Origin of the sequence: Haloferax sp. KTX1 (assembly GCF_902410085.1) — an archaeon.
Classification (GTDB): Archaea; Halobacteriota; Halobacteria; order Halobacteriales; family Haloferacaceae; genus Haloferax; species Haloferax massiliensis.
This window is the reverse complement of sequence record NZ_CABPRH010000024.1, coordinates 1-10,357: the sequence shown is the minus strand read 5'-3', so window position 1 is coordinate 10,357 and position 10,357 is coordinate 1. Positions and strand designations below refer to the sequence as shown.

Sequence of the window (10,357 nt, the reverse complement as noted above, 5' to 3'; positions counted from 1 at the left end):
TTCGGAGTCGGTTCGGGGGCCGTTCGGAGTCGGTTCGGGGGGTGGTCGGCGTGCTTTACGTCTCGGGCGCGTCGTTCCAGAGATCGACGTGGAGCCGCGGCGTGTAGCGGTAGCCGAACGACGCGGCGAGGTCGGCGACCTCGGTCCGAGTTCGGGCGAGTTGCTCGCGGGTCTGTCCCTCGGGCATGAGCAACACGTCGCTGTCGCGGATTTCGCGGTCGGCGACGCCGCGCACGTCGGCGACGAGCGACTCGATTTCGTCGAGGTCGTCGCGGCCGGTGACGACGAACTTCAGTTGGAAGTCCGCCGCGTGCTCGACCACGGAGGCGAGCGCGTCGAGGTCGACGCGGGCGGCCTCGTGTCGCTCGGACCAGACGCCGGGGTCAACGTCGGCCGGGGCGTTCTCGGGCGTCGGCGTCGACGACGCGAGTTTGGGGCTGACGCTTGCGAGGTCGACCGGGGCGTCGGTTTCGAGCGTCCCGTTCGTCTCGACGGTCAGGTGGTAGTCGTCGGCGAGCGCCGACAGCAGCGCGTCGGTCTCGTCGTGGACGAGGGGTTCGCCGCCGGTGACGACGACGTGCTCGGGAGACAGCGACTCGACCTCGGCGACGATTTCGTCGAGGCCCATCCACGCGTGGGTCGGCTCCCACGAGGTGTGAAACGAGTCGCAGAACCAACAGCGGAGGTTACAGCCGCTGGTTCGGACGAACGTGCTCGGAACGCCGGCGAGCTTGCCCTCGCCCTGGAGCGACGCGAACAGCTCGTTTATCGGGAGGCGGTCGCCCTCGGCGTCGGTGTCGTCGCGGGCGACGGTGTCGGAAACGGGCATCAGAAGCCGGCGCAGAGTTCCGACGTTTCGCTGACCGAGACCGAGACCTCGGAGACGGTGTCGGGGAGCGCCGCAAGCAGTTTCTCTTCGAGGACGACGGCCATCACCTCGGCCGTCGGCGGCGCGTCGAGGACGACCGTTCCGTCCGCGTCGCCGGAGCGCTCGAACGCCTCGACGAGCGGGTCGCCCGACTCGACGAGAAACCGGTGGTCCCACTCGTCGATGACGTCGGTGACGACGCCCTTGTCGACGACCCAGCCCTCGTCGGTGAGGTCGCCGACGACGCGGACCGAAATCTCGTAGTTGTGCCCGTGCGGGCGGCTACACTTGCCGTCGTGATGGAGGAGGCGATGGCCGGCGCTGATGCGAATCGGCCGGTCGCGCCCGATGTGGAGGACGCGCTCGCCCGCTCGGGACAGCGGGGTCTGGTCGTCGGCGTCCGCCGACTGTGCGTGCTCTAGTGTTCCCCGAGGCATATCCGAGGATTATCATGAGAGTATATAATTCTCCTGTCTCGACTTCGTCGGGCGAATCGCGGGTCCTGTCGGTCGCGGTCTATTCGGAGAGACGAAACGCGACGCGGGCGGCGCCCGGACGCTACGGTTGGTCGGCGATTGCCTCGCGCCACTGGTCGGGGACGCGGGTCGGGCGGCCCTCGTCGTCCATGGCGACTTGGACCGTCTCGCCGGTGGCGACGGTCTCGCCCCCGTAGGAGAGCGTGTAGTAGATGGGGAAGCTCTTCCCGCCGGGCTCGCCGGCCTCGATTTCCACCTCGACGGTGCCGACGCCCTCGATGGGCGCGCGGTAGTCGAGTTCGAGGTGCGCGACGACGATGTGCGGGTCGGAAAGCGGCGTCCCCAACACCTCCTCGAAGAAGCGGACGCGGGCCTGTTCGCAGTAGGTCGCGTAGACGGCGTTGTTCACGTGTCCGAACGAGTCGTGGTCGCGGAACCGGACTTCCACCTCGGCGACGAAGCTCATTGCGGTGCGGGACACGCGCGAGGAGTATAGCACCGACGGTTCGTCTCCGGTGAACAGGGCGCAGTCAGCGAGGCGGGGCCGCGGACGACTCAGTTGGCCGTCCGCGCGGACTGGTCAGCGGGGGAGGTCTGTCGGCCGTGCAGCGCGACGGCTTTCCAGACGTTCGAGCGCGACCCGGCGCGCACCATCTCGACGGGGACGCGAGCGCCCTCGGGGAGAGACGCGAGCGTGTCGCGGATGCGCTCGGACTCGTAGGCCACGAGGTGGCGCGTTTCGTTCGTCTCGTGGAGTTCCACCGTCATCGTCTCGTGGTCGTTCATCTCGACGCGGACGTTCACCAACACCGGCGCGGACGCGAAGGTCACCATCACGCTCACCTACGGATTCGCCCGTCATAAGCCGTTATAATACTGATATCTTCGGGTATGGACTCTACATAGATGGCCGGATTCTCACCGAAGAGCCGTCAGTGAGTCGGCGGGGCGGGGAACCGACCTGAGGGGCACATCCATGTCGAGTCGGCCCGAACGACCGACCGATGAGCGACCGCGAGTCTCGACCCGAGCGCGACCCGGCCGGCCCGACCGTCACGGTCCGCGTCCGCGACGCCAGGGATGGAGACGCCGATGGCGACCGCGTCACCGACCTCGACGTCGAACGCGGGACCGTCCTCCGCGACGCGCTTCTCGACGCCGGACTCTCGCCGTACGCGCGGCTCACGAAGCGAGTGAACTGCGGCGGCCGCGGCCTCTGTGCGACCTGCGGCGTCCGGGTTCGCTCGGGCGAACCGACGTCCGACCACTGGCACGACGACCTCGCGGCGCGGTTCGGCTACCCCCGGCTCTCCTGTCAGCTTCGCGTCGACGAGCCGATGACCGTCGAACTGGTCGAAAAGGTGGTGTGGGGCGGCCGGGAGTAGAGGGCGCTGTGGGGCGGGACTAAGGAGTGAACCGACCAGTACGAAAGAAGGCGGTCCGCTCTCCCCGATTTGAAGCGGGCGAGACTCGCTTCGCTCGACTCGCGGCCTCCCGTTCACTACGCTCACGGGAGCGGGGGACAAGCCGATACCTCTCGAAGTTGAATCAGCAGAGAAGTCTGGTCTCCCCGATTTGAACTCACTCGCAACGCTTCGCGTTGCTCGCTGCTCAAATCGGGTCGAGAAGTCCCTCACATTCAACACCGCTCGCTGCGCTCGCGGGTGTTGAAGTTCAGTCCGCTCTCCCCGATTTGAACGGGGGACAAGCCGATCTACAGTCGGCTGCTCTGCCAGGCTGAGCTAAGAGCGGTCAAGAGAATCTCAATCTACGGGTAGACTTAAGAATTCTCATTCCGGGCGGCGAAGCGCCCGACGACGACCCGATTACTCGTCGGGCGTCGCCGAATCGGAGCCGTCCGCAGATGCCGACTCGTCGCCTTCTGAGTCAGGGTCGCCGTCGCTTGAGTCGGGGGCCCCGTCATCCGACTCAGTGTCGAGGTCGTCAGCACTGACCTCACGGACGCGGATACCCTTTCCGGCGAGGTGTTGCATCTGGCGCTGGGCGAAGTCCTCCTCGCTGGTCCCGCGGGTGGCGAGCACGTAGACGAGCGCGCTTCCCGTCGGTCGCATGGTTCGGCCGGCGCGCTGAGAGCCCTGCCGGCGGGAGCCGCCGAGGCCGGAGGCGACGATTGCGAGTCCGGCGTTCGGGAGGTCGATTCCCTCGTCGCCGATGCGGGAGATGACGAGCGTATCGAGGTCGCCGTCGCGGAACGCCTCGAAGTACGCCTCGCGGCGGTGGTGGCGGGTCTCGCCGCTGACGAAGGGGACCTCAAGCGCCTCGGCAATCGCCTCACCCTGGTCGAGGTAGTCGACGAAGACGAGCGTCTTCGCGTCGGCGTGGCGGGCGCGGAGCCGACGGATCTCGAATAGCTTCCCGGGGTTCATCGCGGCGAGCATGTGCCGCTCGCGGCCGTCGCTTGACGCCCACTCGTTTCTGGCCATGTCGTCGCCCCACCCCACGTATCGAATCTCGACTTCCGGCTCCTGAACGTGGCCGGCGTCGAACAGTTTGTCCCAGTCGGTTCCGATGGGCGGGCCGATGAGCGTGAAAATCTCGGCTTCCTTGTCGTCCTCGCGGATGGGCGTCGCCGACAGCCCGAGGCGGTGTTTGGACTGGAGGTCGGCGCTCCGCTGGAAGACGCGACTCGGGATGTGGTGGGCCTCGTCGTAGATGATGAGCCCCCAGCGGCGCGAGTCGAAAAGCGAGCGATGGCGGTCCATCCCCGCGGTCTGGTAGGTGGCGATGGTGACCGGACGAATCTCCTTTGCGCCGCCGTGGTACTCGCCGATCTGGTCGGCGTCGAGGTCGGTCGTCGAGAGCAGTTCCTCGCGCCACTGGCGGGCGAGTTCGCGGCTCGGAACGAGGACGAGCGTCTCGCCGCCGACCGCGGCGAGCGCGCCGATACCGGCGATGGTCTTCCCCGCGCCGGGCGGGCCGACGAGGACGCCAGCGCGCTGGTCGACGAATCGGTCGACCCAGTCTCGCTGGTAGTCGCGGAGGTCGACGCCGAGCGCGACGTCGAGTTCCTCGCCCTCTTCGAGGTCGCGGTCGTCCTCGACGGGATAGCCCGCGTCGTAGAGGATGCGCTTTATCGCCGCGATTTCCTCGTCTCTGACCCACGCCTCGGTGTCCGAGATGGGCGCGTAGACGTGGTCGTCGTCGAGTTTCTGGAGCGCGACGTTGCCCATGAGGCTCTCGGTGGCGGCTGCGAGGACGGTGTACCCCTCCTCGTGCGAGTAGAGGCGGAACTGGTGCGCGCGCTTCCACTGGTCTTCGACCCACGCTTCGAGGTGCGGCGACCGCTCGGGGAGGACCGACCGGAGCATCGAGAGCAGTGACTCGACCTCGTCGAAGGGGGCCTGCCACACGTCTTCCTGCCGGATTCGGTAGAGGTAGCCTCGGCCGCGACCCTCGCGGTCGCCGGTGGTGTCGACGAGGTGCGCGAACTGCGAGAGTCTCGCCCGCGTGTACTGGGTCGGGTTGTCGACGACGACCTCGCGGCGCTTCGGAAAGAGGACGACCCGCTCGCGCGAGGCGAGTTCGCCCCACTCGGTCGGGTACCAGACGACCGGGTCGGTCTCGACGTTCACCCGCCGGACCCGCCCCGCGTCGGCGAGGGCGTCGAGTCCGTCCATCGCGTCCGCCTGCGAGACCCCGAGACGGCGCGCGACCTGCTGGGCGGTCGCGACGGGACGACCCTCGGATTCGAGCGCCCCGTAGAACGACGCGAGCGAGACGCCGTCCTCGGTCTCACTCGCCCCCTCAGCGGCGGTCGGCGACGCGCCGGTCGCGTCGGCCAATCGGTCGAGTACGTCTCGGGGCGCGCCGGTCCCGTCGCCGTCGTCGTCTCCGTCGGGAGGACTCGGGTCCTCGTCCTCGGCAGTCATCGAACGCGAGTACGGCCGCGACGGGGAAACGGCTTGCGACACCGGGAGCCGTGATGGGCGTGGGAACCCGCTCGTCGCGGGTGAGAACAGGTGGGCTTCGACGGGAGCGAACGAGGAACCGAGAGGACGCGACTCGATTTCTCGAAGCGGTTCTGCGCCGACCCGACGTTATCGAGACGTGCTCGACCGCGCCGGAGCCATCCGGTCGAAGACGGCCCGGAAGTCGTCGTCGACAGTGAGGAACCCGGGGAACTCTTCGAGGGTCCGGACGCCGTCGAGATAGACGTACTCGACCGGTTCCGGGGGAATCTCCTCGAAGACCTGAACCGGGCCTCGCTCGGTGAGACCCACGAACGGTCGCCCCTCCGGGTCGGTCTGCGGCGTCAGTTCGTGTTCGAGGTAGAGTTTCGCCATCGCGAGGGCGCTCGCGAGCGGGACCTGTCCGGGCGTCAACTGCCACGTGACCTCCCGGTCTTCGTAGTGGACGGTGGTCACGTAGCCGTCGTCGAACCGAAAGCAGTCGACTCGCTCTCCCGAACGCGACCACCGCGTCTCCGTCGTACGGGAGCGTTCGAGAGACCACTCCTCGTCGCCGCCGCGGTCTAACACGGCCTCGCCGAGGCGCACCCACACGCGACTGAGCGCACGCATATGTCACCAATTCGTCCCCCTTGGTAATTGCATTGACGCCACGGGAACGAAACAGTCCGTCACGAGAGAACGTCGGGACGAGACGACGTTGGGACGAGAAAACGCTGGGACGAGTGGCGGTTTCGTCCGTGGACGCTCGCCGCGGACGCTTGGGGCGTGAACAGCCGAGTGCGCGTGAGTCGCATGCACACCACGTTTCCGGTGAACGAGCGGAGTCGAATCTCGGCTCCGGGACTGCAGTAAACGTCGGTGTCGGCGGTCGGTCACCGGCGATACCTCACCGAGTCGTGCCGCGAGCGACCCACACCTCGCTTCCGGTGAATCGCGAGTCCGTGTGAGACGGGCGGAGACACCACGTTTCCGGTGAACTAGCGCGACGGATCGGGAATGGAAACGCGGACCGATGGGACGGGACAAATAGAGAGCGCCGTTCCACAAGCCGCCGCCGCGAGTCGACTCAACGGAGAACGTAGCAGCGCTGACAGACACCACGTTTCCGGTGAAACACGGTGCGAGGGAACGCCGACAGTAACACCGGGCGGTAGTGACGCGGCGCGTCGATGAGTTCCGAGAGCGGAGTCACGCGCACACCACGTTTCCGATGAACTGGACCACGCGACCGACGGCGAGAGACGCGGCGGAAAGCGAGGGACGACCTGCAATTGTCTCGTGCCTCCCAGCTATGGCCGAATCGGTCCACTTATAACGACCACACTACGTTTCCGGTGAAACCAATCGTTTTAGACACCGTATCGGCGCTTCCGCCCTGGGTTACAGAAACCGTGTGGGACACCACGTTTCCGGTGAGTTAGCGTGTGGGGCCGGTTAATGAGCGTCGGACGGCAACTCGGTTCACGTCGGCGGGGTGAGATAGAATATATAACAATAGTTAAATAGTTTATTTGTGTTACCGTCCATTGATACACTCGCGAAAGTAAGAATGTACTCGAACTTCGAGTACTGTTCGACTGGAATAGAGTGTCTCAGTCAGGCATTTTCGAGAGGTTCGCGAGTTCGGAAGCCGGTTCGAACTCGTCGGCTCTCGTCAGTTCTGTTGCGGTGACTGCGAGTCGCTTCGACGCACGATTACCCCACTGTCCGCCCGTTTCGAGCGTTCTATCTTCGGTCCTCCCCGGGACGCAAGGCGCGTCCACCCGGTTTCGCGTGGGTAGAGAGGGACCCCCCCACACCGTGTTTCCGGTGAACCGAAACCTCCGTTTCATGTGGACCGGTGACCGGGGTTTGTGGGCGTTCACCGGAAACGTGGTGTGTGTGTGCTGCGTCGAATGGTAAGTCCTTTCACCGGAAACGTGGTGTGTTGCGAACATGCCTAACGCCAGCGACGACCTCTTCACCCGGGAGGACCCCATCTTCGCCAACAAGGAGTTGTTGGAGATCAACCACCTCCCGGGTGAGGGTCGCATCGTCGGTCGCGACGACGAGATCTCGGATCTCGCGACCGCGGTGAACCCCGCCATCTTCGGACAGAGCCCGAGCAACGTCCTCATCTACGGGAAGACGGGGACGGGTAAGTCGCTCTGTGCGAAGTACGTCTCTCAGCGCCTCGTCGAGACGGCCGAAGAAGAGGGCGTGAAAGCGACGTTCGCCTACGTGGACTGCGCGCAGGACACGACCGAGACGCAGGCCGTCCAGACCATCGCCGACAGCGTCAACGACACCGCGGTTACCGGGATTAAAGTCCCCGACAAGGGACTTTCGACGTCGACGTACTACAAGCGGCTGTGGCGCATCCTCGACTCGCTGTACGACGTCGTCCTCATCATCCTCGACGAGATCGACAAACTGAGCGACGACGATATCCTCATGCAGCTCTCGCGGGCCGGCGAGGCGGGGAAGATTGCCGGCTGTAAGCTCGGCGTCATCGGTATCAGCAACAAGATCCAGTACAAAGACCGGATGGACGAGCGGGTGAAATCCAGCCTCTGCGAGCGCGAGTTCGTCTTTCCGCCGTACGACGCGAACCAACTCCGCGACATCATGGACGCCCGCAGCGACGCGTTCCGCGACGGCGTGTTGGACCCCTCGACGATTCCGCGTGCCGCGGCGCTCGCCGCCCGCGAACACGGGGACGCGCGGAAAGCCATCGACATCTTGCGGTACGCGGGCGAAATCGCACAGTCGATGGGAGCGAGTACGGTCAAGGAGAACTTCGTCACGCAGGCGCGTCAGCGCGCCGAGACCGACCGCTTCCGAGAGCTGATTCGCGGGTCGACGCCGCACTCTCGTTACGTGTTACAGGCGCTCGCTATCCTCTCGCTTTCGAACGAAAAGCAGGACGGCTTCCGAACGAGTCGCGTCTACGAGGTCTACGAGAACATCTGTCGACAGCAGGGCTCCGACAGCCTGTCGCTCCGGCGAGTTCGAGACCTACTGAAAGAACACGCGTTTCTCGACATCATCGAGCAGTCGAAACACAGCGGCGGGAGTGCGGAAGGAAGCTACACCAAGCACCAACTGCTCGAAGATCCGGACGTGGTGAGAGACGTCCTCATCGAGAACACGGACACCTGATTGAAGAACCGGAATCTCGCGGGGCGTGTGAGGGCCGAACCGACTAGCGGGGACGCTGCACCGCTGCAGGCGTATCTCCGTAGAGCGGCCTCTTATAATTTATTGCAGCATCACGTGACCGGAATATTCACGTGTGACCGGACCGATCACACTCTCGGTTGTCGGTGGAGACTCACGGTTCGAGTCGGTCGATCGGGACCGACTTCGAGCGGACCGATTCGTACAGGCTTTCGACCCACGAGACGACTTCAGGCGTGTCGCCGTCCACGAGGGCCGTCAGGTTGTTGTGCTCGTCGTAGGCGGAGACGACGGCGTGGCCGTCGACCACGAGCAGTCCGAAGTCGAGGCTCTCCTCGGCGATTCGAAGTTCGAACTGGTCGAGTTCCCGCGCGCGCTCGAAGGAATCCGGATAGGCGTCCATCGACCGCTCAAGGACGCCGCGGTCGACAACGAGTTCCATCCCGGTGTTCTCCCCCAGCACCGCCTCGGCCGATTCGTTGAACACGCGACTCACGATGGGGGTGACTCCGCGGAAGCGGTCGACCGGTTCGTTTCCGACGATAGTCAAGTACCTGTTAAGTGGCGCGTGCGGGTCGTTGTCCGCGGCGGTCGTGATGTTCATCTGCCCGAGAACACCGGGCGGAGCGTCCTCACAGATCTCCGCGGCATCTGCCAAGAACTCGCTCATTCGGTCGGCGCATTCGACCGTCTCGGTGAACCGCTCGTACTGTTCGTGGACCATCGTCCCTCCCGGGGTGAGGTGATACAGTCCGTCGGCCTTCTTCTTCGTCCACCCCCGGTCACAGAACCCTGCGAGCGTCCGCTGTGCCGTTTCTCGGGCGCAGTCACAGAGTCCTGCAAGCTCTGTCGGCCGACGTGGCTCGACCGCTAACGCTCGGAGAATCGCCACTCTACTCTGTGACCCCACGAGAAACGCCACGTCCTCCCGCGCACTCATGTCCTTCCGTTAGACTGTTCGGCATTTCACACTTGTGGGTGGTCAGACCCGTAACGCGGCGAAAAATCGGTGGTTCGGAGTCGCCTATCCGAGAAGTCCAAGCGCGTCGATGCGCTCGACGATCTCTTCGACGGCGGTTTCGGCGTCGTCCGTCCGCTTTCCGCCGGTGATGACGATTTTCCCGGAACCGAAAAGCAGGATGACGACTTTCGGCTCGTCCATCCGGTAGACGAGGCCGGGGAACTGCTCGGGTTCGTACTCGACGTCTTCGAGTCCGAGACCGATAGCCAGCGCGTTCAGGTTCAGGTTGTGTCCGAGGTCCGCGCTGGAGACGATGTTCTGGACGGTTATCTCTGGCTCGTCGTCGACGGGTATCTGAAGCTCGCGGAGCTTGTCGAAGATAATGCCGAGTGCGTCGTGCACGTCGTCGATACTTTTCGCACCCGTGCACACGATCTTCCCCGAACGGAAGATGAGCGCAGCGGCTTTCGGGTCCTGGGTGCGATAGACGAGGCCCGGGAAGTTGTCCGGGTTGAAATCTGCACCGGGGAGGTCGTCGGCGAGGGCTTCGAGGTCGAGCTCCTGACCGATCCCGGTCGATGCGACTACGTTCTGAATCTCGATGGAGTCTGCCGGCCCACTCATTGCTCGCACGTGAATCGTACCTCCGGCCTTATAAAGCGACCCGTTATAAACCGACTTCAACGGGTCGATTCTATCGACGCCTCGTACGCGCGCGAAACTAATACACTGATTTCTCGGTCTACCGAATTGATGTCACAACTGACCGCGCGTGAAGTTATGGCACGCCTCGTGTCTATTTTTCTCACAGAGCCACTAAATCAACGGGGTTAAATGTATCCCCGGCATTCGGATTAATGCGAAGAAGCGCACGGGGGTACTCCCCCCGAACGCTTCCACCGAACGCCCCGACCCCAAGGTCGTCAGGCGCTCACCGGGATGACACACCTTCCCGGGGGTC

General features: G+C 64.7%; 10 protein-coding genes and 1 tRNA gene. 2 read left to right on the top strand and 9 right to left on the bottom strand.

Features of this window, described 5'->3' with window-relative positions; genetic code table 11:
* Positions 1-55: 55 nt before the first annotated feature.
* The 4 genes from FY251_RS20480 to FY251_RS20465 form a co-directional block, all read right to left on the bottom strand.
* Positions 56-829, bottom strand: a complete 774-nt coding sequence (locus FY251_RS20480) for a 7-carboxy-7-deazaguanine synthase QueE (RefSeq protein ID WP_148416820.1) — start codon at positions 827-829, stop codon at positions 56-58.
* On the bottom strand, positions 829-1,305 hold the full coding sequence (locus FY251_RS20475; protein WP_148416819.1) for a 6-pyruvoyl tetrahydropterin synthase family protein: 477 nt from the start codon (positions 1,303-1,305) through the stop codon (positions 829-831). The genes FY251_RS20480 and FY251_RS20475 overlap by 1 nt, the downstream gene beginning before the upstream one ends.
* 121 nt (positions 1,306-1,426) lie before the next feature.
* Positions 1,427-1,810: a thioesterase family protein gene (locus tag FY251_RS20470; protein ID WP_148416818.1), complete on the bottom strand. Its 384-nt coding sequence runs from the start codon at positions 1,808-1,810 to the stop codon at positions 1,427-1,429.
* Positions 1,811-1,899: 89 nt separating this feature from the next.
* Positions 1,900-2,178 (bottom strand): hypothetical protein, encoded by a 279-nt coding sequence (locus FY251_RS20465; protein WP_148416817.1) that lies wholly within the window; start codon positions 2,176-2,178, stop codon positions 1,900-1,902.
* A gap of 170 nt (positions 2,179-2,348) precedes the next feature.
* On the opposite strand from FY251_RS20465, the gene FY251_RS20460 reads away from it, so the two are divergent.
* Positions 2,349-2,729 (top strand): 2Fe-2S iron-sulfur cluster-binding protein, encoded by a 381-nt coding sequence (locus FY251_RS20460; protein ID WP_148416816.1) that lies wholly within the window; start codon positions 2,349-2,351, stop codon positions 2,727-2,729.
* 293 nt (positions 2,730-3,022) lie between these two features.
* Here the strand turns inward: FY251_RS20460 and FY251_RS20455 are convergent.
* The 3 genes from FY251_RS20455 to FY251_RS20445 form a co-directional block, all read right to left on the bottom strand.
* Positions 3,023-3,096 (bottom strand) — tRNA-Tyr (locus FY251_RS20455).
* A 74-nt stretch (positions 3,097-3,170) separates the two neighbouring features.
* A complete protein-coding gene (locus FY251_RS20450) occupies positions 3,171-5,234 on the bottom strand; it encodes a DEAD/DEAH box helicase (protein WP_148416815.1) in 2,064 nt (687 codons plus the stop codon).
* A gap of 168 nt (positions 5,235-5,402) precedes the next feature.
* Positions 5,403-5,885 (bottom strand): hypothetical protein, encoded by a 483-nt coding sequence (locus FY251_RS20445; RefSeq protein WP_148416814.1) that lies wholly within the window; start codon positions 5,883-5,885, stop codon positions 5,403-5,405.
* A 1,326-nt stretch (positions 5,886-7,211) separates the two neighbouring features.
* Between FY251_RS20445 and FY251_RS20440 the strand changes: the two genes are divergently transcribed.
* Complete coding sequence (locus FY251_RS20440; RefSeq protein WP_148416813.1) at positions 7,212-8,417, top strand: Cdc6/Cdc18 family protein; 1,206 nt, start codon at positions 7,212-7,214, stop codon at positions 8,415-8,417.
* A gap of 172 nt (positions 8,418-8,589) precedes the next feature.
* Here the strand turns inward: FY251_RS20440 and FY251_RS20435 are convergent, their stop codons facing one another.
* Positions 8,590-9,159, bottom strand: a complete 570-nt coding sequence (locus FY251_RS20435) for a hypothetical protein (RefSeq protein WP_148416821.1) — start codon at positions 9,157-9,159, stop codon at positions 8,590-8,592.
* A 300-nt stretch (positions 9,160-9,459) separates the two neighbouring features.
* Positions 9,460-10,020 (bottom strand): TATA-box-binding protein, encoded by a 561-nt coding sequence (locus FY251_RS20430; protein WP_004970502.1) that lies wholly within the window; start codon positions 10,018-10,020, stop codon positions 9,460-9,462.
* Between the last annotated feature and the right edge of the window lie 337 nt (positions 10,021-10,357).

What these genes read in the sequence shown, in the direction of transcription:
- FY251_RS20470 (WP_148416818.1), bottom strand. Translation starts at nt 1,810, where the DNA reads ATGAGCTTCGTCGCCGAGGTGGAAGTCCGGTTCCGCGACCACGACTCG.
- FY251_RS20460 (WP_148416816.1), top strand. Translation starts at nt 2,349, where the DNA reads ATGAGCGACCGCGAGTCTCGACCCGAGCGCGACCCGGCCGGCCCGACC.
- FY251_RS20435 (WP_148416821.1), bottom strand. Translation starts at nt 9,159, where the DNA reads ATGGTCCACGAACAGTACGAGCGGTTCACCGAGACGGTCGAATGCGCC.
- FY251_RS20440 (WP_148416813.1), top strand. Translation starts at nt 7,212, where the DNA reads ATGCCTAACGCCAGCGACGACCTCTTCACCCGGGAGGACCCCATCTTC.
- FY251_RS20445 (WP_148416814.1), bottom strand. Translation starts at nt 5,885, where the DNA reads ATGCGTGCGCTCAGTCGCGTGTGGGTGCGCCTCGGCGAGGCCGTGTTA.
- FY251_RS20450 (WP_148416815.1), bottom strand. Translation starts at nt 5,234, where the DNA reads ATGACTGCCGAGGACGAGGACCCGAGTCCTCCCGACGGAGACGACGAC.
- FY251_RS20430 (WP_004970502.1), bottom strand. Translation starts at nt 10,020, where the DNA reads ATGAGTGGGCCGGCAGACTCCATCGAGATTCAGAACGTAGTCGCATCG.
- FY251_RS20475 (WP_148416819.1), bottom strand. Translation starts at nt 1,305, where the DNA reads ATGCCTCGGGGAACACTAGAGCACGCACAGTCGGCGGACGCCGACGAC.
- FY251_RS20465 (WP_148416817.1), bottom strand. Translation starts at nt 2,178, where the DNA reads ATGGTGACCTTCGCGTCCGCGCCGGTGTTGGTGAACGTCCGCGTCGAG.
- FY251_RS20480 (WP_148416820.1), bottom strand. Translation starts at nt 829, where the DNA reads ATGCCCGTTTCCGACACCGTCGCCCGCGACGACACCGACGCCGAGGGC.